Source organism: Achromobacter sp. HZ34 (assembly GCF_002209485.1).
Classification (GTDB): domain Bacteria; phylum Pseudomonadota; class Gammaproteobacteria; order Burkholderiales; family Burkholderiaceae_B; genus Bordetella_C.
In genome coordinates, this window is record NZ_NJIX01000001.1 from 589,330 (window position 1) to 613,270 (window position 23,941).

Below are 23,941 nucleotides of genomic sequence, written 5' to 3' on the forward strand. Positions count from 1 at the left end.
CTGAATTATGACGAAATAGTGAATTTTCCTTTTACGGTATCCGCTGATATGTGACAACCCTGCTGCAAAATTTGTGTGTGCAACGAGCAACTGTCGATGAGTGATGAGCAATAGGGACGAGTGATTCGACGAATATTTCACGAGAACTATGAAGCAGGATCGCCCTCACCGTCCCCATCACCCGTCCGCCTCAACGGCTCCGTGCTCCCGTCAGCCTTCCATCGTCATCAAGCTGGCATTCCCGCCCGCCGCGGCCGTGTTCACGCTCAGCGACCGCTCCGTCACCAGGCGTTCCAGCGGAACGGCGCAATCGCCGGATGGCAGGCTGATCAGATTGACGATCATCCCGTCGCGTCGGGCCAGCCGCGCCTGCAACTCCCGCAGGGACGCTTCATCGCCATGATGCAGGACGGCATCGAAGACTTCCCCGTTGGCATCGTTGGACAGGATCACGCTGCCGCGCACGGTTTGCGGCAGCCGTGCGTGTAGCGCCTTGGCGGCCTGGTCGCGCGCATCCCAGACCATGCGCCCGCCCGTCGCCAGCACGGCCGTCAGCTGGATGATGCGGTCGTTGTCATCGTCAGCCGCGCTCAATACGGCGGTGCGCGGCACCACGCTGTACACGTTGCGCTCTCCGGTCGGGCCCGCCAACACGAAGCTGCTGCCGCCGAAGAAAGGCATGACCGCACGGGCCGGTGCCAAACGCGGATTCTGGCGCACCCATTCCGCCAGATCCTTGGCCGCCTGCGAAGCCTGCAGCAACGCTTCCGGCACGTCCATGCCGAAAGGACGCGCCAGCGCCGCATCGGGACGCGTGGCCAGCAGCCGGTAAAGATACAGCGGACCGCCCGCCTTGGGCCCCGTCCCGGACAAGCCTTCGCCACCGAAGGGCTGCACGCCGACCACCGCACCCACCGTATTGCGGTTCACGTAGAAATTGCCTACATGCGACGAAGACACGACGTGGTCCACGGTCTCGTCTATCCGCGTGTGCAAGCCCATGGTCAGGCCATAGCCCGTATTGCGGATCTGCGCCAGCACGTCATCCAGTTGTTCGCGGCGATAACGCACCACGTGCAGTACGGGTCCGAAGACCTCCCGCTTCAGTTCGGCGAGATCGGGCAGCTCGATGAGCGTGGGCGCAATGTACGTCCCCAGCGCCTCGGCATCCAGCTTCGCGGCAAGGCCACCGAAGCACAGCTGATGTACCTGGCATCCCTTGGCGCGCAGCGTTTCGATATGGCCATTGATGCTGTCACGGGCCTCCGCATCGATGACGGGCCCTACGTCGTTGGCGATCTCCACCGGGTTGCCGAGCTTCAGTTCAGCCATGGCGCCCTTGAGCATGGTGATCAAGCGGTCGGCGCCGTCTTCCTGCACGAAGAGCACGCGCAAGGCCGAACAACGCTGGCCCGCGCTGTCGAAAGCCGAGATCAGGACGTCCTGTACAACCTGTTCGGTCAGCGCCGACGAATCGACCACCATGGCGTTCTGCCCGCCGGTCTCGGCGATCAGGGGGATGGGCGTGCCACGCGGACTCACGCGGCGGGCCAGGGTACGTTGCAGGATACGGGCGACCTCCGTCGAACCGGTGAACATGACGCCCTGCACCCGGTCGTCGTCGGTCAACTGCGCGCCAACCACACTGCCCGCGCCCGTCAGCAACTGGACGGCCTCGCGCGGCACGCCGGCGTCCCACAGTATCTTCACGGCTTGCGCCGCCACCAGGGGCGTCTGCTCCGCGGGCTTGGCCAGCACGGTGTTGCCGGCGGCGAGCGCGGCCACCACCTGGCCGCTGAAGATGGCCAGGGGAAAGTTCCAGGGGCTGATGCACACGACCGGACCCAGCGGACGATGGCTGTCATTCTGGAAACCCGCCCTCACCTGCGCTGCGTAGAAACGCAGGAAATCCACCGCTTCACGCACTTCGGCAACCGCATTGGCGTAGGTCTTGCCCGCTTCGCGCACCAGGGTGTTGATCAGGAACTGCATCAGCGACTGCATGTCGTCGGCCGCGCGCTCCAGCATGGCGGCACGCTCGGCGGCCGGCACCGCGGCCCAGGTGGGCGCATAGTCGTGCGCCACGCGGATTGCCGCGTCCACCGTGGCCTTGTCGGCCTGGTGGACCGTGCCGACAAGGTCATCGTGCCGGGCGGGGTTGATCACATCCTGCGCAGGCATGGCCGCGGCATCGACCGCCTGCATCGCGGCGTCGGCCACCATGGGCCCCGCCACGATCTTGCTGTCCGCGACATCGCGCAGGGTCTGCACCAGATCGCCCAGCACCTGGTCATTGGCCAGGTCCAGCCCTTGCGAATTGGGACGCCCGGCGCCATACAGCCCGGCAGGCGCGGGGATGCCCGCGTGGCGCAAGCCCAGCTGCCCGTCCTTGCGCGCCATGGCTTCGATCAGCGTGATCGGGTCGCTGACCAGTTCTTCCAGCGCAATCGCCTGGTCCGCCACGCGGTTCACGAAGGAAGTATTCGCGCCGTTTTCCAGCAGGCGGCGCACCAGATACGCCAGCAGCGTTTCGTGCGTGCCCACCGGGGCATAGATGCGGCAAGGCCGTCCCAGCTTGCCTTCCTTGACCTGCCCCACGACCTGCTCATACAGGGGCTCGCCCATGCCATGCAGGCATTGGAATTCGAACTGGCCCGAGCGATAGGAGTCCGGACCGGCAAGCTCGTAGATGGTCGCCAAAGACTGCGCATTATGTGTCGCGAACTGCGGATAGATCTGTTCCGGCGCGGCCAGCAGCTTCTTCGCGCAGGCAATGTAGGACAAGTCCGTGTACGGCTTGCGCGTGTAGACGGGATATTCGTCCATGCCGTCGATCTGTGCGCGCTTGATCTCGCTGTCCCAGTAAGCGCCCTTCACCAGCCTGATCATCAAGCGCTTGCCGCTGCGCTTGGCCAGGTCGATGACGTAGTCAATCACGTAGGGGCAACGCTTCTGATACGCCTGGATGACGAAACCGATGCCCTTCCAGCCTTTCAGATCCGGCTCGAAGCACAGGCGCTCCAGCAGATCGAGCGACAACTCCAGGCGATCCGCTTCCTCCGCGTCGATGTTCAAGCCGATGTCATAGCTTCGCGCCATGCGGGCCAGATGCAGCACGACGGGATAAAGCTCGGCCTGCACGCGGTCGACCTGGGCCCGGCTGTAACGCGGGTGCAGCGCGGACAGCTTGATGGAAATGCCGGGGCCTTCGTAGACGCCGCGGCCGTTGGACGCCCGGCCGATCGCCTCGATCGCCTGCTCGTAATCGGCCAGGTAGCGCTGCGCGTCAGCCGCGGTCAGGGCGGCCTCGCCCAGCATGTCGTAGGAATACCGGAAGCCCTTGTCTTCCAGGGGCTTGGCGTGCTGCAGGGCCTCGGCGATGGTTTCGCCGGTGACGAACTGCTGGCCCATCATGCGCATCGCCACATCGACGCCCTTGCGGATCAAGGGTTCACCGCCTTTGGCCACCAGCCGGCGCAAGGCCGCGCCAAGGCCTTTCTCGTTATGGGCGGACACGAGCTTGCCCGTGACCAGCAGGCCCCAGGCCGCGGCGTTCACAAAAGTGGAACCGCCGCGTCCGACGTGGTCTTTCCAGTTGCCGTTGCTGACCTTGTCGCGGATCAGCGCATCGCGGGTTGCCGTATCGGGGATGCGCAACAGCGCCTCGGCCAGGCACATCAAGGCGATGCCTTCCTGCGAGGACAGGGAAAACTCCTGCAGCAGGCCTTGCACCAGTCCGGTCTTGCCCCCTGCCCCCTTGCGCTCGCGCAAGGCGCGCACGACACGCATCGCCAGCTCGCGGGCCCGCTCCGACATGTCTTGCGGCAGGCGCGCGCGTTCCAGCAGCCAGGGCACCGCCTCGGTCTCCGGCCGGCGCCAAGCCGTGGTGATGGCGTCGCGCAAGGCGTCGCGCGCCTCCAGCGGGGTCACATGGGCATAAGGGTTGTCGGCGCGCGGCAGGTCCGCGGCGGAAGGAATGACAGTGTCGAGCATTTCGAGGATAGTCCAATCGTCAATAAATCGGCCCTTAGACCGACGTTTCCGCGATTATCGGTTGGAATATCTCGAATTTCTGACCATAATTAAGCCACTATTTAGTGAAAGACTCATTCCATGAGGAAGCCATGGCCAGCGCCGACACTCCGCTCGATCGAATCGACGTAAAAATCCTCGACCTTCTGCAGAAAGACGGGCGTATTCCCAACACCCGGCTGGCCGAGGAGGTATCCCTGTCGCCGACCGCCGTACTGGCCCGCGTGCAAAGGCTGACGCGCGACGGATACATCCTGGGCTACGAGGCGCGCCTCAATCCCGACAAGCTGAAGGCGGGATTCCTGGTGTTCGTCGAGGTGCTGCTGGACCGCACCACGCCCAACGTGTTCGAGGAATTCAAACTGGCCGTGCAGGATCGCCAGGAGATCATGGAGTGCCACATGATGGCCGGCGGCTTCGACTACCTGCTGAAGACCCGCCATGAAGACATGGCCGGTTACCGGGCTTTCGCCGGCCGCGTACTCTGGCAACTCCCCGGAATCAGGGAGACGCGCACCTATGCCGTGATGGAAGAGGTCAAGAGTTCGATGTGGCTGGACCTGACCTACGCGGTGTAGATCGATTCGGCCTGCCGCCGCAGCATTCCGATGAAGGCCTGCGTCGCAGCCCGGCTATCGTCTTCCCTGTACACCACCCCGACGGGGCCGAATCCCGTCGACAAGGGCAGCACACGTACCAGGCCAAGTTCCTGCAGATGCTTCGCCAGCGATGCCGAACATACGGCGACGTATTGGGTCTGCCGCAACAGCGTCTCGATCGTGACCACGGACGCCGTCTCGATGCGCGGCCGCACGCCCGCCCCGCCATTCTCGAGCAAGGCGGTGTCCAGGCGAGTCCGCATCAGCGTGTTCTTCTCCGGCATGATCCACGGATACACGACCAGATCCGCCCAGACCGGTTTTTCAACCTGCGCCAAGGGATGCGCAGCGCCTACGATGACGACGATCCTGTCCTCGAACAGCACCTCGTGCGCCAGCCCCGGCGCATAGGCTCGGCCATCCATCGAGCCGACGACGATATCCAGGTCGCGCGTGGCAAGCCTGTCCAGCAACGGCGAAAACGGCGCTTCCGTCACGTGGATGGACACGTCCGGTTGATCTTCCTGGAAGCGGCAGATCGCGCCCGGCAGCAGGTAGGCGATTCCCGCCGTGACGCTGCCGATGTTCAAGCTCGCGGGCGCGCCTTCCGCCAGGGACAGTAGTTCCTCGTGCGTGCGTACGACGTCGCCCAGCATGCGCGTAGCCAGGCGTTGCAAGGCCTCGCCCTCGCCGGTGAGCCGTATGCGCCGGCCTCGCACGACCAGCCGCGCACCCAGCAGATCTTCCAGTTCCGTCAGCCAATGGGACATGGCCGATTGCGTCATGTGCAGCCGGCGGGCGGCCTCGGACAAGGTGCCCGCGTTCTTCAATACCAGGAAATATTCGAGATGGCGGATCTTCAGCCGGCGCGCCCAGCTCACGGCATCAGTCTTCAAAGTATGAGTAATCACTCAACTCTCTTCATTGAAATTTCATGTACTTTGCGTGCGCACCCAGGGCACAGCGCTATATAGAATTTCGCTCCATATCTCTTTTCATATGGAACTCCCATGAAATTTTATGCCAGCTTGCGCACCGCCCTGCCCCTGATGATCATGGTCGCGGGCCCGGCCAGCGCGTATGCGGCTGACTACCCTGCCCGCGCCATCCGCCTGATCGTGTCGCAGCAGGCAGGCGGCGGAACGGACAATCTGGCGCGTATGTGGGCCGAGAACGTCGGCAAGACGCTGAACGTGCCAGTCGTGGTGGAGAACCGTCCCGGCGCGGGCGGTTCCATTGCGGTTTCAGCGACGCTGGCCCAGCCCGCTGACGGCTATACGCTGTTCATGGCGGGCGTGTCGCAGATGGTGCTGAACAAATTCGTGTACAAGCCGCTGGCCTACTCTCCCGAGAAGGATTTCGACGGTGTCGCCATGCTTACGACCGTGCCTTTCGTGCTGGTGGCATCGCCGAAGTCGAGCCTCGACAGCTATGAAGCGCTGAAGCAGGCCGCTGCCGCCAACCCGGAAAAAGTGACGTTCGCCTCCTCCGGCAATGGCAACTCCACCCATCTCGTCATCGAGATGCTGATGAAGCAGGCCGGCTTCAAGATGCTGCACATTCCCTTCCGGGGCGAGCCCGATGGCGTCATGGCCACCGTTGGCGGGACCACGGAAATCATGGCGCCCGTGCTCAGCACCGCCCTGCCCTTGATCAAGGAAGGTAAGCTGAAGCCCTTGCTGGTGTTCAATTCCTCGCGCGTCGCGGAACTGCCTGACGTCCGTACCGCCGCCGAAGTCGGGGTAAGCGGCCTGGAGAACATCGGCTGGAGCGGCATCGCGGCGAAGAAAGGGACTCCCCCGGAGGCCATCGCCAAGCTGAATGCCGCCACGCAGAAATTCCTGCAAGACCCGGCCGTCAAGGAAAAGCTGGCTGCCACCCAGGCCATTCCGATGCCCAGCGTACCGGCCGACCTGATGAAGTACACCGCGCAGGACACCGCCAAGTGGCAGCAGGCCATCGGCGACCTGAAGCTGACCGTGAACTGAGGGATGACGATGAACAAGAATGGCATGGTGGTATGCCCCCAACCCGAAGCGGCTGAATCCGGCATCGAAATCCTGCGCGCCGGCGGCAATGCCGTGGACGCCGCGGTGGCGTGCGCGCTGGCGCAGACGGTGGTCGATCCGCTGATGTGCGGTATCGCCGGCTTCGGCACCGGCACGGTCTACAGCCCGCGGACTGGCAGGCATGAATACGTGGACTTCCATGCGCCCGCCCCCGGCGCAGCGCGTCCCGACATGTGGGAACACCTGCTCGAAGGCGAGGCCCGCGACGGCTTCGGCTTCGTGCTGAAGGGCCGCGTCAATGACATCGGACCGCAGTCCATCGCGGTGCCCGGCACCCTGATGGGCTTGAAGCGCATGCACGAACGCCATGGGTGCCTGCCCTGGGCCGAGGTGGTGGCGCCGGCGATCCAATGGGCCCGCGACGGCTACTTCGTGCGGCCCGCCATGTACACCTTCTGGATCGATGAGCCGCTGGCCGGGCGCGCCGGCAACCTGGAACGCCTGGCCTATTCGGAAGATGGCCGCAAGCTGTATTGCCGCGCGGACGGCCGGCCGAAGACGATAGGCACGCCCATCCAGAATCCCGACTATGCGGATACGCTGGAACTGATCGCTCGCGACGGCATCGATTCCTTCTACCGCGGCGATCTCGCGCGCCGCATGGTCGATGACATCCGCGCGCAAGGCGGCATACTCAGCCTGGAGGACCTGGCCAACTACGCCCCGACTTTCACGCAGCCGCTGATGGGTACGTACCGGGATCGCAAGATCACGACGAACCAGCCGCCGGGCGGCGGCGCCATGCTGATCGAGATGCTGAACATCCTCGAAAACTTCGACTTGCGCAGCCTGGAGCACAACGGCCCCGCCTATATCAAGACGGTCTGCGAAGCGATGAAACGGGCGACGGCGGACAAGGATACCCACATCGGCGATCCGGCGTTCGTCGACGTCCCCCTGGACCGGATCCTGGCCAAGGAATACGCCAAGGCTTGTGCCGAGCGCATCCGCGCGGGCGAGAAGGCTAGCGTGCCGCGCCTGAATCCCGGCGGCGCCCAGCCCAAGGACACGACGCACCTGTCCGTCGTCGACAAAGACGGCAATTGCGTGGCGCTGACCCATTCCCTCGCCATGCCTTCGGGGGTGATCACGCCGGGACTGGGTTTCCTCTACAACGGCTGCATGGGGGTCTTCGATCCCCGCCCCGGCCGCGCCGGCAGCATCGCGCCGGGCAAGGCCCGTTTCACGTCCTCCTGCCCGACCATCGTGTTCAAGGATGGCAAGCCGGAGATCGTGTTGGGCGCACCGGGTGGGACGCAGATCGCGATGGGGGTCGTGCAGACGATACTGAACGTCATCGACTTCGACATGCCCATCCTCGACGCAGTCGCCGCGCCGCGTTTCTCGTCGACCAGCGATCTGATCGACGTGTGCAACCGCATCCCGCGCTACGTGACGCGGGAACTGGAAGCCGACGGCTATGGCATCGCCCGCAATCCCTTCGGCTACACCATCGGCTGGGTCCACGCCGTGCATATCGACAGCCAGGGCCGGCTCGACGGCGCCGCCGACCCGGGCCGCGACGGCGCCGCTCTGTACGCCTGAGGGGACTCCCGCACACGGTGGGCGGCCAGCTCTAGTCCGTGCCGGCTGGCGGCGCGCGGAATCTTCTGTGCGCCGCCAGGCAGGACACGACACTGCCGACGACCATCGCGAACGCCAGCGCTTCGCTCCACAGGGGCCAGCGTCTTTCCCACGCCAGGCCGTAGATCAGCGCGAAGAGCGTCTCGAACAGGATCATCTGCCCGACCAGCGTCAGCGGCAGCAGCCGGCTCATCCGGTTCCAGCAGGCGTTGCCGAAGATGGAAGCAAATAGCGCGACGACCAAGGCAACGGCTGCCAGCCGGCCCCAGGCATGCGCCGTATGGGGACCGTGGTCCACGGCGACCGCCACCGGCACCAGGCATAGCGCAAGCAGCCCGGTCACGAGGCCGGTCACCAGGTTCCAGTCGTGCGCCGACACGTGGGGCAGCTTCACCAGCCAGCGGCTGTTGGTGACGGCAAACCAGGTCCAGGAAGCGAGGGCCCCGATCCCGCAAAGCAGGCCCAGCAGGGTCTGCCCCACGCTGCCGACGCTGGGCGTGGCGACCGCCTGCCAACCGATGCAAATCGCCCCACCCGCGCAAAGACCCAGCGAGCGTTTCAAATCGCGCAAGGGGACGGCGTGCCGGTCCCGGCTGCCTATGATGGTCACGGCCACCGGCAGGAAACCGATGATCAAGGATGTCATCGCAATGCCGGACAGTTTCACGGCAAACGCCACGAACACGTAGTAGAGGATATTGCCGACGAACGACAGCCGGGTAATGACCCACAGGTCACCGCGGCAAAACGTGCCGCGGACCTTGTGCCATCGGCGCAGCAGCAGGAGCGCGCCGATCAGGCCGAAGTCCAGATAGCGCCCTGCCGTTAGATAAAGCGCATTGAAATCGCGCACGAGTTCCGGCGCCAGGAAGACGAATCCCCACAATGCGCCGGCTGCTGCGCCATACATGACTCCAATCGCGGTTTTCGACCCACTCACATCAACGCTCCCAACGGCCCGCAAGAATATCCGGCCGGCACCGTCAGTGTTTGACGAGGACTACTGCTTCCTTGACAGAAGCTCGCGTTGAAGCCTGCGATATTCGGCTGGCGTGTTGCCGGTGGCCAGCCTGAAGGCGCGCGTCAGCGCCGTCTGGTCGGAGTAACCGGCGCGGCCGGCGATCTCCGCGATCGACATGGTACCGGTGCCCAGCCTGTGCCTGGCTTCCTGCAGCCTTTGATCGGCCAGCCAGGCGCGCGGCGTGGTGCCGTACGCTTGTCGAAACAGCACATGCAGGCGACTGGCGCTGACACCGGCCATTGCCGCCATTTCCGCCACCGTCCACGATCGCCCGAGGCGCGTCCTCACGGCTCTCAATAGCCGTTCCATGCGGCCAGCCGACTCGCCGGTTTCATCGGTGTCATCGCCGAGTGACTGCAGCAGCAGCGAGAGCCAGGCGTCGGAGCGCACGTCGGCAGCGCCGTCGTTCAACGACAGCGCCATGAAGTCGACCAGGTGCCCGGCGGCTGGCGACAAGGTAAGGAAACGGCGGCTGGACAATCGATCCGTAGCTTCAGCGGCCAGCGTCCCGGTGGGAATGTCGACGACCAGGAACCGGTTTTCCACCCGGCTGCACTGCGCATGCGGCATGTCTTGGCGGACAAACGCCGCGCATCCCTGTGCCAGCCGCGCGCCGCGGCCCCCGACTTCGATTTCCATCGAGCCATGGAGGGGCAGCACCAACTGCTGAAAATCATGGGAGTGGGCGTGCGCCGCCTCGCCATAGCTTCGTACGGCAAGGGAGAGTCGCGACGGGGACACAGGCAGGTTCATATCCACCGGGCGATTCTACTTCGCCTTTTCCCCCTGGAAAGCCGCAACTTCCCCCAGGCGCACATGTTCGGGGACGGCGATGCGGTGACGGCGATGCTTGCCATTGCCGATGCGCTGGGCGTGATAGATGCCCGTATGGCCCGAGAACAGGAAAGCCGTCGCGCAGCCGATGGCCGCCAGAGGGCCTATCTGCGCGCCGAACAACTCCATGGCCATCAAGGTGGTGGCGATGGGAACGTTGGCCGCGCCGGCGAAGACCGCCACGAAGCCGATGGCGGCCATCAGCGACAAAGGCATATGCAACAAGGGTGCCAGGGCATTGCCCAGCGTGGCGCCGATGTAGAACAAGGGAGTCACTTCGCCGCCCTTGAAGCCCGTACCCAGGGAAGCCACGGTGAAGACGAGCTTGCCGAAGAAATCCCACGGGTGAACAGGCGCCTGGAAGGCATGCACGATTTCGGGTATCCCCAGCCCGATATAGCGATACCCGTCCATGGCCCATACGGCGGTCGCGATCACGATGCCGCCCACCACGGGACGGGCCGGAGCGTAGCTGATCCGACGCTTCACGAAAGCGCCCAGCCTGTGTGTGACGCTGGCGAACAGCATGCCCACCAAGCCAAAGAGAATGCCGGCGGCCACTACGGCCAACACGCTCCATGCCCCTACGGCAACGAATTCCGTGACGGCGTAAGGCGTGTGATGAACGCCCCACGCAAGACACACCTGGTCGGCCACGATGGCCGCCACCACGCAGGGGAATAGCGCGTCATAGCGCATGCGGCCGATCGCCAGTACCTCCAGGCCGAAGACCGCCCCCGCCAGCGGCGTGCCGAAAACCGACGCGAATCCCGCACTCATGCCCGCCATCAGCAGGACGCGGCGATCCTCGTGCCGCAGCCGGAAAAGATGCGTCAACTGGTCCGCCAGCGCACCGCCCATCTGCACCGCCGTCCCTTCCCGGCCGACCGACGCGCCGAATAGATGGGACACGATGGTGCCGCCCAGCACCAGAGGCGCCATGCGCAGCGGAACGACCTTCTTCGGATCGTGGATCTCGTCGATGAGCAGGTTATTGCCGGCATCGACCGGCTTGCCCAACAAATGGTAGGCCAGCCCCACGGCGAAGCCCGCGACAGGCAACAGCCAGATCGCCCACCGGTGCGATACGCGCCAGGCGGTAACGTGATCGAGGGAAATAAGAAAAAAAGCCGAGGCGCAGCCGGCCAGCGCGGCGGCGGCACTGGCGATGACCAGCCACTTGCCCAGGTAAGGCAAAAGCTGAAGCGGTTCGAAGCGGAAGAGTCTGTTCATTGGTCGAAGCTCGGTGATTACGGGCTGACCAACGGCAAGGATGTAAACGCAGCACAAACGCGAACGCCTACAGCCCTGACGTAAGCCAGGCATCTGTAGGCGTCATCAACCGCGGCGAAAGCGCGGTGGTTAAAGGAGGAACACCATCTCCCGTGGCCGAAATATAACGGCACTCGATCGCCGGTGTCACGCCCTTTTTTTCCCGAATTCGTCATTTCGCGACACTCGGCGTTGCGCCGTGCGCCGACCCATTCCGACCGCTGATGCGTGGCAATCGCAGTTCATCTTCTTGGGAGTCCGCCCTTTCCCTTTGTAAATAATGCCTCTGCGTACGTAGCGCTCCGATATAGTTTTGCAAAAATCATGGAGGCTGGGTGGGGAAGGCCCATGTCCCGATCATGCACGGCCGTGCCTGTGTTCACAGGACGTCCAATCGGAGGGGTCATGTCGTCATTTCGACTTCGGGCGGTGGATACGCTCGGGATTTGCGCATTCGTCTTCAGTACTTCGGGTACCGCTGCATGTGTGAGCAGCGCAAGCGATCCCAGCCTTCCTTCATCGAACCAGACGGTAACTTGCACGGAGGCCGCGCCCAATCCCTACCCGACCGGCATCGTGACCGGCGCCGGCGATGACAGTGTGACCATCCAGGGTGGCACGATAAACGGCTCCGTCAACCAAGGCGCCGGCGCGGACCGTTTCTCCATCGGCGCCGGCACGGTGGCAGGTGCCGTGCAGCAAGGCAACGGCATCGACGATTTCCGCATGACGGGCGGCACGATAGCCTCGCTACAACAAGGCGATAACCGGGACACGTTTTTCATGTCGGGAGGCACCATCACCGGCGCCTTTGAAGACGGCGACGTGGCCACCATGACCGGTGGCACCATCGGCCGCGTGGATATGAAACTCGACAACAACGTGTTCGTCATGTCTGGCGGCACCATACGCGGCAACCTCGTAACGGGCTTCGGCAACGATACGATCACGCTGAGCGATGGCACCATAGGCGGCAATATCAGCGTAAGCGGGGGCACCGATGCCGTGACGGTTACCGGCGGCCACGTGTTCGGCGAAATCCGGATGAGTACCGGAACCGACACCTTCACCTGGTCGGATGGCGGCCAGATCGATGGCCTGATCGATCTGGGCCCGGATGACGATACGGCCTTGTTGCGCAACCTGGGCGCCGCACAACTCACGTCGAATGCAGGATTGGCCGGAGGTACTGGAACAGACACCCTGACCCTGCAGAACGTCCAGACCGAAAGGGTCGCGCGCTATACCCAATGGGAGCGCATCCAGCTGCAGGGCTCGCGTCTTTCGCTCGACGGCAATCTGGTACTGGGTGATGCGGGGACCGGTACCGGCACGTTGTCCATCGACGCCGCCAGTACGGTGCTGGCGGTCGCCGGCACCGTGAGCACGGTCTCGCCCGCTGCCGCCGGCGCCAATGTGACGGTGAACAATGCGGGGACCCTCGACCTCACCGGCGGGCAGGCCAGCAATCGGATGACCATTGTTGGCAACTACAACGGGCTGGGCGGGCAGGTCAAGGTGGAAAGCGTGCTCGGCGCCGATGACGCGCCTTCGGACCGCCTCATCGTTTCCCAGGGCGCCATAGGCGGCGCCAGTACGCTGGCAGTGGCCAATCTGGGCGGTGCGGGAGCCCCGACCGCGCTCAACGGCATCATGGTCGTGCAAGCCAGCAACGGCGCAACCAGCAGCAATACCGCCTTTGCCTTGCCGGGTACGCTCAAGGCCGGTGCTTATGAATACTTCCTGTACAAAGGCGGTGAGACGGCGGGTTCGGAAAACAATTGGTACCTGCGCTCGACGGTCCCTGCCGTGCCCACGGCGGCGAGCGTCCCCGAAGGGGCCGCCCCGGCCGCGACCGCGCCCGTGGCGGCGCCTGTCATGGCAGCGTCGGAGATCCCGGGCGCAACGCTCACCATGGCCCCGGCGCCACTGCCCGCGCCAAGCGCGCAGGCCGTGCCTATCTATCGGGACGAAGTCCCCCTCTATGGCGCGCTGCCTGCCACCGCACGCCAATTGGCGTTCACCACGTTGGGGACCTTCCATGACCGCCAGGGCTCGCAGTCATTATTGCGCGAGCAGGGCCGGCTACCGGCGGGATGGGCGCGCGCCTTCGGCGAAAACTCGGAGCGCCATTATGGCGGCGACACACAAGCCGAGTTCGATGGATCCATCGGCGGCATGCAGCTGGGCCAGGATCTTTACAGCAAGCGTTACGACGGTGGCGCGCAGGACCGTATCGGCGTCTTCCTGGGCTATGCGCATGCCGATGGCAACATCAAGGGCCTGGCGCTGGCCACGCCCCACGCCGGCGTCGGCAATATGGACATCGACGGCTACAGCGCCGGCACGTACTGGACCCATGTGGGCGACCGCCAGTGGTACACGGATGCCGTCGCGATGGTCACGCATCTGGACGCCAGGCTTCGGTCGCATGGCGGCATGCGCGAGACCACCAATGGCACAGCCACTACGTTGTCCCTCGAAGCCGGCTACCCGCTTGCCGTGACGGATAACTGGTCCCTGGAACCGCAGGCGCAATTCGTCGCGCAGTTCCTGTCCGTCGATTCCCTGGACGACGACATATCGCATGTCGCTTTCAAGGACGCCGATACCTACACGGGACGCATCGGCGCCCGCCTGGCTGGGCATTATGGCGCTGAAGGGCATCAATGGGAGCCCTACTTCCGCGTCAACCTGTTGAAGGAGTTCTCCGGTACGGACAAGACGGTCTATGGCGGCGCCGATTCCGTCACGACCCAGTACGGCAGCACCTCGGTACAGTTCGGCGCCGGCGTCGCTGCCCAGATCAACCGCCACGCCAGCCTCTACGCCGCGCTGGACTACGTAAAGGATGTGGACGGCGACTATCGCCGTGGACTGGCGGGCAGCGTGGGGGTGCGCGTGCGCTGGTGAACCGTGGAATGGCGGCGCCGTTCCGCGGTCCTACGCCGCCCACGGCGGATGTGCCAATCTGTCGGCGATCCAGTCGGAAAAGGCGCGCGTCTTGGCGGGCAGGCCTGTGACGGCTGGCGTGACGATGTAGACGGCGCCCTTGTCGGCCAGCGGGTGCCGCGGCAATACTTCCACCAGTTCGCCTGATGCAAGGTACCGCCCCACATACCAGTCGGATGTCTGCATGATGCCCAGTCCTGCAAGGGCTGCCTTGACCAGCAATTCCGAATCGCCCGATGCCATCAGCCGGTTCACGGCGACGGTCTGGACGCGGCCGTCCACGGCCTGGAAACGCCACTGGTCCGAAGGCACCCTTTCGCTGTTGCAAAGGCAGGCATGCTGGTCCAGGTCCTGCGGCGTCGCGATGGGCGGACGGCTGGCGAGATAGGCGGGGCTGGCGCACAGGACGCGGCGCCGGCTGGCCACCCGGCGCGCAACCAGGCGCGAATCCGGCAGATCGCCCAGCCGTATGGCCAGGTCGTATCCCTCGGCAATCAGGTCGACAAAACGGTTCTCGGCGTTCGCCTCGATGGTGACGGCGGGATGGGCCTTCAAGAAATCGATGAGTATGGGCGCGATCCACATGCGGCCGAAGCTGCCAGGCAAGGTGATGCGCAAATGTCCGCGCGCCTGCCCTCCCCCCATCCCAGCTACATCGTTCTCGGCACTTTCCAGTTCATCGAGGATGGGCCCGATGCGCGCCAGATAGGTCTGCCCCGCTTCGGTCAAAGCCACTTTGCGTGTCGTGCGTTCGACCAGGCGGACACCCAGCCTTTGTTCAAGCTGACGCAAGCGCCGTGTGACGACGGCCGGGTCGCGATCGATCAGCCGACCGGCCGCGACGAAGGAACCCGCCCGCGCCAGCGCCAGGAATGCCCGGATTTCGTCGAGATCGCTATCCATGGATTATTGAGATTTCCGCTTTTATCTAATGCCGATACGCCTATTTTCCTGAGCTTATACCAACTTTAGGATTGCATGCCTTGGCTTCGCCCTTTCAACCAGGGTCAGGCCAGATCTCTCACAAGGAATCGAATCCATGCTCACGAGTCGCCTTTCGCCCAAGAAATCCAGCGCCACGCAAGTCGCGGCGAGACTTCTTTTCGGATTCTCCTTAGCGGGTGCGACCGCGATCGGCACAAGCGCGCAAGCCGCCGCGCCGATCCAGAAAACACAGGCCAGCTTCTATCGCTTCATGGTGGGTGATTACGAAATCACCGCCCTGTCAGACGGCACGCTCGACATCCCTGCGGAAAAGCTGCTCAACGGCATCAGCAAGGAAGACCTGCGGACGCGGCTGGCCGCATCATTCCTCACGGATCCCGTCGTAACGTCGGTCAACGCGTATCTGGTCAATACCGGCAAGAAACTGGTACTGATAGATACCGGCGCCGGCGACACCATGGGCAAGTCCTCGGGACATCTGATCGCCAGCCTGGTGGCAGCCGGCTACACGCCGAGCCAGGTGGACGAGGTCTACCTCACCCATCTCCATCTGGATCATGCAGGCGGACTGACGCGCGCCGGCAAGCGCGTGTTTCCTAACGCCATCGTGCGCGCGGATCGCAAGGAATCCGACTACTGGCTTAGCGCCCGTAACGCGGCCACCATCCAGACGGGCAAACGCTCTTTCGAAGTGGCGCCAGCGGCATTACGCCCCTACATCGCCGCGCACAAATTCCTGCCGTTCGACGGTAATACCGAACTGAGCCCGGGCATCAGCAGCGTCGCCAGCTACGGACACACGCCCGGCCATAACGCCTATCGGGTCTCGAGCAAAGACCAACAACTGCTGGTCTTTGGCGATCTGGTCCACGTGGGCGCAGTCCAGTTCGCCCAGCCCGAGGTCACCATCAGCTTCGACGCCGATGAAAAAGAAGCGGAAGGTGCGCGCCGCAAGGTCTTCGAAACGCTCGCGGTCAGCCGCGAGCTGGTCGCTGGCGCGCACATCCCCTTTCCCGGCATCGGCCATTTGGCCAAGGACGGCGGCGTGCTTGAATACGCCGCCGGTTTCGCCGTCTTCATGATCGCTGCTTCCGGCCGGTTGACGCCCGCGCGGCAGGACGAGGCTTTGCCGATCAGGTGATCGAAGCGCGGTAGATGCCTTCGATGGCGGCATCCAGCGCAGTATTGAACTCCTGGTCGGACTGCTTTGCGCTCAGGCCTTCCGTCAGCGCGCGGCTGAAGCTGGCGATGACGCCCGGATTGCTCGACAGGCGGCGATTGGCTTCGTCCCGGTCGTAGCCGCCGGAGAGCGCCACCACGCGCACCACGCGGGGATGGTCGACCAATTCCTTGTAGTAACCGGCCACATTGGGCAGCGTCAGCTTGAGCATGACTTGCACATCGCTGGGCAGTGCGTCCAGGCGCTTCAGGAAACCCTGCTTGAGCAGCTCTTCGGCTTTTTCCTTGTCCGGTGCCTTGATGGAGACTTCCGGTTCAAGGATGGGCACCAGGCCCGCCGCGAAGATCTGGCGGCCGATCTCGAATTGCTGGTCGAGTACCGCCTCGATGCCCTGCGGGTTGGCGCTGTTCACGACCGAACGCATCTTCGTGCCGAAGATGTTCTTGGCCACCGCGCGCTTGAGCAGCGCGTCCAGGCCGGTGATCGGCTTCATCAACTGCACACCGTTGGTTTCGTCAGCCAGACCCTTGTCCACTTTCAGGAAAGGCACCACCTGCTTGCGCTGCCATAGATAATCGGCGGCATCTTGGCCGTCGAACTGGCGGTCCATCGTCTGTTCGAACAGGATGGCGCCCAAGACGCGGCGGCCATCGAAGGCCGGGCTGGTTACGATGCGCGTACGCATGGCGTGCACCAGGTCGAACATCTGGGCTTCGCCGCTGTATTCCGATTCATCGACGCCATAGAGCTTGAGCGCCTTGGGGGTACTGCCGCCGCTCTGGTCCAAGGCGGCGATGAATCCTTTGCCACCAGCGATCTTCGTAAGTTGTTCTTGATTCATCAGGGCCTCTCGACTAAGTAACGTTGAACGATTCAGAAAGCGGACGTCTGCTGCCGTCCTCCCGGGGACAGGCAATGTACCGCGCCGCCGCCATGTCCGGCTCGGCGTCCTGCAATGCCCTACACCATATAGGAAAATCGCCCTGTCCGGGCGGCGGCCCTGCCCCCGTCGATCTAGCCTGTGCGACCGACGCGGCGGCGATCTTCAGGCAAAATGGACCATCGCCCGTCACGGAGCCATCGTGCCGATGTACGAAATGAAGGTTGAACCTGGCGCATCATCGGCCTTCGATGCGTTCTCGAAGGGAAAAATGCCTTGAGTATCCAATTGACCCTGCTCGCCTGGACCCTGGTCCTGGCACTCGTCCAGATCCTGGCGGCGGCACAGGCACGTACGCGCGAGACCGGCCTGGCCTGGAACGCCGGTCCACGCGACGCCGCCTCGGTGCCTGTAGGCAAGCTGGCCGGCCGCTTGAAGCGCGCGCAGGGCAATCTGCTCGAAACCTTGCCGGTGTTCGCCGCGGCCATCCTCATCGCGCATGTCGCGGGGCGCGAAAGCGCGCTCTCCGCTGCCGGCGCCTGGACCTACCTGATCGCGCGCGTGGTGTACGTGCCCCTCTATGCCGCGGGCATCCCCTACGTGCGCTCGCTCGCATGGGTCGTCTCGATCATCGGAATCCTGCTCGTTCTGGTGCCGTTGCTGTGACCACCATGAAAAAATTGCTGACAAATTTCGTGGCTTTCCCTGGCAATCCTGCCCTTGGCTGCCGCGCAGGCCGCTGAAGCTGCCGCCGGGATACAGGCGCGATTGACGGCGATATCTCCGGGCTCGCAGATGCATTGCCAAGCCGACAAATACGGCTATCCCTCCTGCCAGGTGGACGAGTATTCCAACGGCTAGTAGCCGGCGTGCACGGTCAAAAAAAAACGTGTAAAACGTCAGCACTCAACCTGGAAGCTGCCTCTCATGTTCACCCCCGTGGTTCGTTGTGGATTGACCGCATTCGCGTTGCTGTTGCCGATATACGCTACGAGCGCGCCGGCACCGTCCAAGGTTGCCTCGGACGTGCAGCCCTTCGAGTTGACCTGCAAATACGACCCCTCGGCACCCGCCACGGAAAGCAAGGGTAATGGCATTCCGCCAGCCCCCGGCGCCGGCGATGGCACCTTCGACGGCAGCCTGAAGTGGGATGGCAAGAACCTGGCGCTATCCGGGTCCATGATCATGAATCCGCTCGACTCCTTGGTGTTCAGGAACGGCCACGGGCCCTTCGTGGTCCAGAATCCAAAGGTCAAGGCGCTGAACAAGCGGGAATTCGGCGACCAAAGCGGGACAGCGGTGTCCATCGGGTTTTCCGCCCCGCGCACGTCCAGGAATGGCGACGGCAAGGACAAGACCGACGAGTTCTACTCGGTCTTGCTGCAGTTCGAAAAAGGCAAGCTGGCGTATATGGAAGTCACCAGCGCGTCTTTCGAACAAGGCGTGCTCACGGACGCGGGCAAGGCCAGCAGCAAACACTGCTCCACGACCTTCAAGCCGGCTGCTTAGCGATACCTGTTGCCAAACACGGTATGGATCGCGCCACGCCTCGCCCCGGGGGCAGCATTGCCGCGCCCGCGCGGCGTGCTTCCCGCGCCTCAGATCGCCGTCGCGGCCGCGCCCTTCAAGCCCAGCATGGCGCGCGCTTCGTCCGGGGTGGCGATCTCCAGGGACAGCGCTTCCAGGATGCCGCGGATCTTCGTCACCTGCTCCGCGCATGAAGTCGCCAGCTTGCCCTTGGCAATGTAAAGGCTGTCTTCCAGCCCTACCCGCACATTGCCGCCCATGATGGCTGCCATGGTGACCAGCGGCAACTGGTGCCGGCCCGCTCCCAACACGGAAAAACGGTAGCCGTTGCGGCCGAACAGGCGGTCGGCCGTGGTGCGCATCGTGACCAGGTTCTCCGGATCCGGTCCCAGGCCGCCCAGGATGCCGAAGATGCTCTGGATGAAGAGCGGCCCTTGCACCAGGCCCTCATCGACGAAATGCGCAAGGTTGTACAGATGGCCCACGTCGTAGCACTCGAATTCGAAACGCGTGCCACAATCTTCTCCCAATACTTTAAGAATATTCCGTATATCCTTGAAAGTATTCCGAAAAATAAGATCCTCCATGCCTTCGATATAAGGCTTTTCCCAGTCATGCTGCCAGTGGGAAATCCGCCGCGCAGCGGGATGGATGGAGAAATTCATCGACCCCATGTTCAGCGAACACATCTCCGGCCTAGCGCGCAAGGGATAGGCCAGTCTTTCCTCCAGGGTCATGCGGGTGCTGCCACCCGTCGAAATATTGATGATGGCGTCGGTGGCGTCGCGGATGCGCGGCACGAAGGCCTCGAACACCGCCGGGTCGGGCGTGGGCCGGCCGTCGCGCGGATCGCGTGCGTGCAGATGCAGGATCGCGGCGCCGGCTTGAGCCGCATCGATAGCCTGCTCGGCAATCTGGTCGGGGGTCAGGGCCAGGTACGGCGACATGGTTGGCGTATGGACCGACCCGGTGACCGCGCAGGAGATGATGACCTTGTCCTGGCTGGGCCTTCTGCCGAGGGCCGCGTCGCTGCCCGGGTTACCGCCTTCGCCGCGGGCTTGCGCAATGGTTTGCATGGTAGTCATGTCAATTTTTCGCCGTTGAGATTGGACGTGCTGGCCGGTGCCCTTGCCGGGCGCTATACGGCCAGCCATTGGGAAACCAGGGCTTCGTTCGAACCCAGTTCCTCGGGATGGCCCTCGAAAACGATGCGCCCGTGCCCCATCACGCATACGCGGGTGGATACTTTCAGGGCAATGGTCAGCTTCTGCTCCACCAGCAGCACCGACACGCCCTTGCGATGCATATCCTGGATGCACTCCCCCACCTGCGTCACGATCTTGGGCGCCAGGCCTTCGGTGGGCTCATCGATAAGGATCACCAGCGGATTGCCCAGCAACGAGCGGCACATGGTCAGCATCTGCTGTTCACCGCCGGACAAGCTGCCGGCCTTGGTATTGCGGCGTTCCTTCAAGCGGGGGAAGTAGTCGAACATCTGCGCCATCGTCCAGCGGTGGGCGCCCTGCACGGGAGGCTGCTCGCCCATGCGCAGATTCTCGTCCACCGTCAGGTTGGCGAAGACTTCTCGTTCTTCAGGCACGTAGGCCAGACCGGCGCGGCAGATGGCATAAGGCCTTGCTCCAGCCAGCTCGCGTCCGCGCAGGCGAATCCGGCCCGACGTTGGCGTCACCAGGCCCATGATGGTCTTCATGGTGGTGGAACGGCCCGAGCCGTTGCGTCCCACCAGGCTGACCACCTCGCCGGCGCCGACGCGCAGGTCGACGCCGTGCAGCACATGGCTCTTGCCGTAATGGGCGTGCAGATGCTCCACGGCCAGCAGGTTCGTATCCCCGGTGCTCATGCGCTCACCTCATCGCCCAGATAGGCCTCGCGCACGTTGGCGTCGGCACGGATCGCCTGCGGCGTGCCGGTGGCGATCACCTGGCCATAGACCAGCACGCTGATGCGGTCGCTCAAGGCGAACACCACGTCCATATCGTGCTCGACGATCATCAAGGTACGGCCGGCCGTGGTCTCGCGGATCAGCTGCGCGGTGTAGGCCGTTTCTTCGTGCGACATGCCGGCCATGGGCTCGTCCAGCAGGATCAGGCGCGGGTCGGAGGCCAGCGTCATGGCAATCTCCAGGGAGCGTTGTTCGGAATACGCCATCTCGCCGGCAAGCGTGCCAGCCTTGGGGCCCAGCCGCACCAGATCCAGCAGGCGCCCGGTTTCCGCGTGGATGCGCTTGTCGCGGTCAATGAATTTCCAGAACGTGTATTGCATGCCACGGGCCCGCATTACCGCCAATCGCACGTTCTCGAAGGTGGTGAGCTTGGGGAAGATGTTGGTGATCTGGAATGAACGGGTCAGGCCCATGCGATTGATCGCCTGCGGCGACCGGCCGCCGATGTCGCGGTCCTCGAAGCGGATGGCGCCCGCCGATGGTGCAAGCTGGCCGGAGATCAGGTGAAAGAGCGTGGATTTACCGGCGCCATTGGGGCCAATCACCGCGTGCCGTTCGCCCGCGTGTATCTCCAGGTCTACGCCACGGATGATCTCCGTCGCGCCGAAGGATTTGCGCAGGCCGGACAGGGTGAGCATGGCAGCCGTCTTGCCTGACGTCTGACCTGACGTCGTGCCTGAGTTCTCGCCTGAAGTCATACCCGACGTCATACCGCTTTCTCCTTGGCAGCCGCAGCGTGCGCAAGCGCGGACGGCTGTCCTTTTCCACCGGTATCCAGCCGTTCCAGGCGTTTGCGCGCCGCCCACAAGGACAGGGCCCCGCCCGCCAGCAGCAGCATCGGCACCAGCCACGTCAACACCGTGTGCGGATGCCAGGCACGGTCGAAAAGGGAAATATCGGGCCAGGGCTTGCCGGGGTTGAGCTGTACCAGCGCACGATAGTCCTGCGAAAACAGGCGCTGCAGCAGTTCCACCAGGAACACGGCACCGGCCGCGAGCAGCACGGCGGCCACGATGGACAGCGCGAACAGGCCCGCCACCTGGCCCAGGCCATGGCGTTCGCGCAGCCGCCGGGCCAGGCCGAACAGGCCGCTCAAGCCGCCAGGCATGAACATCATGACCAGCACGAAGAGGATGCCCTGGTAAAGCAGCCACGAGCGCGTGAGGTCGGAAACCGCGTAACCGAAAAAAGTCATCAGGGCCGCGCCCAGCGCCGGACCCAGGAATACCTGGACGCCGCCGATATAGGTGTTCAACACGGCCGCCGCGGACAGCGAAGGATCGAACAGCACGTAATTGGCCGACTCGTTGGAGATCACCTGCAGCCCGCCCGCCATGCCGGAGAACATGGCCGAGATGGCGAACACGGCCGTGCCCAGGCCATGCACGTTGTAGCCGAGGAAGCGCAGCCGATGGCTGTTCTCGCGCAACCCGACCGTGAGCCGGCCAAGTGGCGTGCGGGTATAGAGAAACAGCAGCACCATGGCCAGGACCACCCACGCCAGCGTCAGGTAGTACACCTGCGTGGTGGAACCGAAATCGAAGCCCCAGGCCGGCATGCGCATGGTGGAGACGCCCACCTCGCCACCGAACACGCCTTTCAGGTGCGGCGCCAAGGAGTGGACCAGTTCCGCGATGGCCAGGGTGATCATCGCGAAATACGTGCCGCTGCGCTTGGTGGCGAACCATCCTGCGATACCGCCGAAGACCAGGCCGCCCACCGCGCCGGCCAGCGGCATCAGCGGCGTGGGCACCAGGCCTTCGCCACCCAGCGCGTTCATGGCGTGCACGGTGGCGAAGGCGCCGACGCCGAAGTACGCCGCGTGGCCGAAGGACAGCATGCCCGCCTGGCCGCACAGCAGGTTGTAGGCAGAGGCGAACAGCGCCGCGATCAGCATCTGGATGGCCGCGTTCAACAGCCCTTGCGTCAGCAGATAAGGCAGGGCCGCCAGCAGCAGCACGCCCGCCAGGCAGCCGGCCAGCCAGTGGGCGGACCATTGCGCCCGCGGAACCGGCTGCTGCGCGGGTCGTTGCGAAGATCCCTGCGTAAGTCCCTGTGTAAGTTCCTGCGCGGGTCGTTGCATCGGTCCCTCGGTTCGGGAGTTTTCCATCGTTGTCATTCCTTTTCTCCCATCAGCCCGCCCGGACGCAGCAGCAGCACCAGCAGCATCAGGGCAAAGGGCAAGGTGCCGGCCAGGCTGCTGACCTTGAGCGTCAGCAGGCCGCCGACGCCGCGCGCCCACTCGCCCGCGCCGACCAGGTCGAACAGATCCGCCAGGCTGCGGTCCACCCCTACCGCCAGGGACGTGACGATGCCGATCAGCAGCGAGGCCAGCATTGCCCCCGGCAGGGATCCCAGCCCGCCGACCACGACCACCACGAAGACCATCACCCCCAGTTCCAGCGCCATATTGGGATTGGTCGTGTAGAAAGCCCCGGCCACAGCCCCGGCCAGCCCCGCCAGCGCGGCGCCGGCGCCGAATACGCCCATGAAGACCAGGGGCACGTTATGTCCCAGCGCTTCGGCCATATTGGGACGATGGATGGCGGAACGTACGACGATGCCGACACGGGTGCGGGTAAGCGCCAGGTAAATGGCGATGAACATGGCGATGGCGATGCCGCCCATGATCAGGCGGTAGGCCGCGTACTGCGTGCCGCCGATGCTGAAGGCCGGGAAATCCAGCGAAGCCGGCAGGTGGTAGTCGACGGGGTAGTTGCCGTAGAACAGCTTGATCGCTTCGGCGATGATGAAGGACAGCCCGAAGGTGAGCAGCAGTTCATGCGCATGGCCGTGACGATGCACGCGGCGCAGGAAATACCGTTCCACCACCACGCCTACCAGGCCCACCAGCACCGGCGCTGCGACCACGGCCGGCCAGAAGCCGATCGCCCCCTGCAGCGTGTAGGCGAAGTAGGCGCCCAGCATGTAGAAGGACGCATGGGCGAAGTTCAGCACGCCCATCATGCCGAAGATCAGGGTCAGGCCGGCGGAGACCATGAACAGCAACAATCCGTAGATGATGCCGTTCAACAGGGAGAAGATGAGTTGTTCCATTGCAGGCGCCATGAATCGTGTAGGGT

At 64.1% G+C, this 23,941-nt stretch carries 19 protein-coding genes and 1 riboswitch; of the genes, 7 read left to right on the top strand and 12 right to left on the bottom strand.

Annotated elements, in window-relative coordinates; all coding sequences use genetic code 11:
- Positions 1-210: 210 nt before the first annotated feature.
- Positions 211-3,993, bottom strand: a complete 3,783-nt coding sequence (gene putA / locus CEY05_RS02440; protein WP_088595794.1) for a trifunctional transcriptional regulator/proline dehydrogenase/L-glutamate gamma-semialdehyde dehydrogenase — start codon at positions 3,991-3,993, stop codon at positions 211-213.
- Between the two features lie 131 nt (positions 3,994-4,124).
- On the opposite strand from putA, the gene CEY05_RS02445 reads away from it, so the two are divergent.
- A complete protein-coding gene (locus CEY05_RS02445) occupies positions 4,125-4,610 on the top strand; it encodes an Lrp/AsnC ligand binding domain-containing protein (RefSeq protein WP_088595795.1) in 486 nt (161 codons plus the stop codon).
- On the opposite strand, the gene CEY05_RS02450 is transcribed toward CEY05_RS02445, so the two are convergent.
- On the bottom strand, positions 4,598-5,542 hold the full coding sequence (locus CEY05_RS02450; protein ID WP_233161319.1) for a LysR family transcriptional regulator: 945 nt from the start codon (positions 5,540-5,542) through the stop codon (positions 4,598-4,600). The two genes, CEY05_RS02445 and CEY05_RS02450, sit on opposite strands and share 13 nt — an antisense overlap.
- 99 nt (positions 5,543-5,641) lie before the next feature.
- On the opposite strand from CEY05_RS02450, the gene CEY05_RS02455 reads away from it, so the two are divergent.
- A complete protein-coding gene (locus tag CEY05_RS02455; protein WP_088595796.1) occupies positions 5,642-6,619 on the top strand; it encodes a tripartite tricarboxylate transporter substrate binding protein in 978 nt (325 codons plus the stop codon).
- Positions 6,620-6,628: 9 nt separating this feature from the next.
- The gene (gene ggt / locus CEY05_RS02460; RefSeq protein WP_088596197.1) at positions 6,629-8,245 is read left to right on the top strand and encodes a gamma-glutamyltransferase; all 1,617 of its coding nucleotides are present in this window, start codon (positions 6,629-6,631) and stop codon (positions 8,243-8,245) included.
- Positions 8,246-8,276: 31 nt separating this feature from the next.
- Here ggt and CEY05_RS02465 read toward each other — a convergent pair whose 3' ends face one another.
- From CEY05_RS02465 to CEY05_RS02475, 3 genes are all read right to left on the bottom strand, one after another.
- Entirely contained in the window at positions 8,277-9,194 is a 918-nt protein-coding gene (locus CEY05_RS02465; protein WP_088595797.1) for a DMT family transporter, read from the bottom strand.
- A 90-nt stretch (positions 9,195-9,284) separates the two neighbouring features.
- The gene (locus tag CEY05_RS02470) at positions 9,285-10,058 is read right to left on the bottom strand and encodes an AraC family transcriptional regulator (RefSeq protein WP_088595798.1); all 774 of its coding nucleotides are present in this window, start codon (positions 10,056-10,058) and stop codon (positions 9,285-9,287) included.
- A 15-nt stretch (positions 10,059-10,073) separates the two neighbouring features.
- Entirely contained in the window at positions 10,074-11,372 is a 1,299-nt protein-coding gene (locus tag CEY05_RS02475; RefSeq protein ID WP_088595799.1) for a voltage-gated chloride channel family protein, read from the bottom strand.
- A gap of 89 nt (positions 11,373-11,461) precedes the next feature.
- Positions 11,462-11,532, bottom strand: a riboswitch (Fluoride riboswitch).
- Between the two features lie 365 nt (positions 11,533-11,897).
- Here CEY05_RS02475 and CEY05_RS02480 point away from each other — a divergent pair.
- Positions 11,898-14,324, top strand: a complete 2,427-nt coding sequence (locus tag CEY05_RS02480; RefSeq protein WP_158219238.1) for an autotransporter outer membrane beta-barrel domain-containing protein — start codon at positions 11,898-11,900, stop codon at positions 14,322-14,324.
- 30 nt (positions 14,325-14,354) lie between these two features.
- On the opposite strand, the gene CEY05_RS02485 is transcribed toward CEY05_RS02480, so the two are convergent.
- Positions 14,355-15,266: a LysR family transcriptional regulator gene (locus CEY05_RS02485; protein WP_088595801.1), complete on the bottom strand. Its 912-nt coding sequence runs from the start codon at positions 15,264-15,266 to the stop codon at positions 14,355-14,357.
- A gap of 136 nt (positions 15,267-15,402) precedes the next feature.
- Between CEY05_RS02485 and CEY05_RS02490 the strand changes: the two genes are divergently transcribed.
- Positions 15,403-16,449, top strand: coding sequence for an MBL fold metallo-hydrolase (locus CEY05_RS02490; RefSeq protein ID WP_088595802.1), 1,047 nt, complete (start codon positions 15,403-15,405; stop codon positions 16,447-16,449).
- Here CEY05_RS02490 and CEY05_RS02495 read toward each other — a convergent pair.
- Positions 16,442-17,329, bottom strand: coding sequence for a fructose bisphosphate aldolase (locus CEY05_RS02495; protein WP_088595803.1), 888 nt, complete (start codon positions 17,327-17,329; stop codon positions 16,442-16,444). The genes CEY05_RS02490 and CEY05_RS02495 overlap by 8 nt on opposite strands.
- 315 nt (positions 17,330-17,644) lie before the next feature.
- Here CEY05_RS02495 and CEY05_RS02500 point away from each other — a divergent pair, with 315 nt between their 5' ends.
- Positions 17,645-18,034, top strand: coding sequence for an MAPEG family protein (locus CEY05_RS02500; protein ID WP_088595804.1), 390 nt, complete (start codon positions 17,645-17,647; stop codon positions 18,032-18,034).
- 261 nt (positions 18,035-18,295) lie between these two features.
- On the top strand, positions 18,296-18,877 hold the full coding sequence (locus tag CEY05_RS02505) for a hypothetical protein (RefSeq protein WP_088595805.1): 582 nt from the start codon (positions 18,296-18,298) through the stop codon (positions 18,875-18,877).
- A gap of 89 nt (positions 18,878-18,966) precedes the next feature.
- Here CEY05_RS02505 and CEY05_RS02510 read toward each other — a convergent pair whose 3' ends face one another.
- From CEY05_RS02510 to CEY05_RS02530, 5 genes are read right to left on the bottom strand one after another with little or no spacing between them, the layout of a single operon-like run.
- Positions 18,967-19,980 (bottom strand): 3-keto-5-aminohexanoate cleavage protein, encoded by a 1,014-nt coding sequence (locus tag CEY05_RS02510; protein WP_255407741.1) that lies wholly within the window; start codon positions 19,978-19,980, stop codon positions 18,967-18,969.
- A gap of 53 nt (positions 19,981-20,033) precedes the next feature.
- Positions 20,034-20,756: an ABC transporter ATP-binding protein gene (locus CEY05_RS02515; protein WP_088595806.1), complete on the bottom strand. Its 723-nt coding sequence runs from the start codon at positions 20,754-20,756 to the stop codon at positions 20,034-20,036.
- Positions 20,753-21,556, bottom strand: coding sequence for an ABC transporter ATP-binding protein (locus CEY05_RS02520; RefSeq protein WP_369825886.1), 804 nt, complete (start codon positions 21,554-21,556; stop codon positions 20,753-20,755). Before CEY05_RS02520 ends, CEY05_RS02515 begins: the two co-directional genes overlap by 4 nt.
- An 8-nt stretch (positions 21,557-21,564) precedes the next feature.
- Positions 21,565-22,968, bottom strand: a complete 1,404-nt coding sequence (locus CEY05_RS02525; RefSeq protein WP_233161320.1) for a branched-chain amino acid ABC transporter permease — start codon at positions 22,966-22,968, stop codon at positions 21,565-21,567.
- Between the two features lie 5 nt (positions 22,969-22,973).
- Positions 22,974-23,915, bottom strand: a complete 942-nt coding sequence (locus tag CEY05_RS02530) for a branched-chain amino acid ABC transporter permease (protein ID WP_088595809.1) — start codon at positions 23,913-23,915, stop codon at positions 22,974-22,976.
- Positions 23,916-23,941: the final 26 nt, after the last annotated feature.

Coding starts and splice junctions, on each gene's coding strand:
- CEY05_RS02525 (WP_233161320.1), bottom strand. CDS start 22,968: ATGGAAAACTCCCGAACCGAGGGACCGATGCAACGACCCGCGCAGGAA.
- CEY05_RS02470 (WP_088595798.1), bottom strand. CDS start 10,058: ATGAACCTGCCTGTGTCCCCGTCGCGACTCTCCCTTGCCGTACGAAGC.
- putA (WP_088595794.1), bottom strand. CDS start 3,993: ATGCTCGACACTGTCATTCCTTCCGCCGCGGACCTGCCGCGCGCCGAC.
- CEY05_RS02530 (WP_088595809.1), bottom strand. CDS start 23,915: ATGGAACAACTCATCTTCTCCCTGTTGAACGGCATCATCTACGGATTG.
- CEY05_RS02520 (WP_369825886.1), bottom strand. CDS start 21,556: ATGACTTCAGGCGAGAACTCAGGCACGACGTCAGGTCAGACGTCAGGC.
- CEY05_RS02505 (WP_088595805.1), top strand. CDS start 18,296: ATGTTCACCCCCGTGGTTCGTTGTGGATTGACCGCATTCGCGTTGCTG.
- CEY05_RS02510 (WP_255407741.1), bottom strand. CDS start 19,980: ATGACTACCATGCAAACCATTGCGCAAGCCCGCGGCGAAGGCGGTAAC.
- CEY05_RS02465 (WP_088595797.1), bottom strand. CDS start 9,194: ATGTATGGCGCAGCAGCCGGCGCATTGTGGGGATTCGTCTTCCTGGCG.
- CEY05_RS02495 (WP_088595803.1), bottom strand. CDS start 17,329: ATGAATCAAGAACAACTTACGAAGATCGCTGGTGGCAAAGGATTCATC.
- ggt (WP_088596197.1), top strand. CDS start 6,629: ATGAACAAGAATGGCATGGTGGTATGCCCCCAACCCGAAGCGGCTGAA.
- CEY05_RS02490 (WP_088595802.1), top strand. CDS start 15,403: ATGCTCACGAGTCGCCTTTCGCCCAAGAAATCCAGCGCCACGCAAGTC.
- CEY05_RS02485 (WP_088595801.1), bottom strand. CDS start 15,266: ATGGATAGCGATCTCGACGAAATCCGGGCATTCCTGGCGCTGGCGCGG.
- CEY05_RS02475 (WP_088595799.1), bottom strand. CDS start 11,372: ATGAACAGACTCTTCCGCTTCGAACCGCTTCAGCTTTTGCCTTACCTG.
- CEY05_RS02455 (WP_088595796.1), top strand. CDS start 5,642: ATGAAATTTTATGCCAGCTTGCGCACCGCCCTGCCCCTGATGATCATG.
- CEY05_RS02445 (WP_088595795.1), top strand. CDS start 4,125: ATGGCCAGCGCCGACACTCCGCTCGATCGAATCGACGTAAAAATCCTC.
- CEY05_RS02515 (WP_088595806.1), bottom strand. CDS start 20,756: ATGAGCACCGGGGATACGAACCTGCTGGCCGTGGAGCATCTGCACGCC.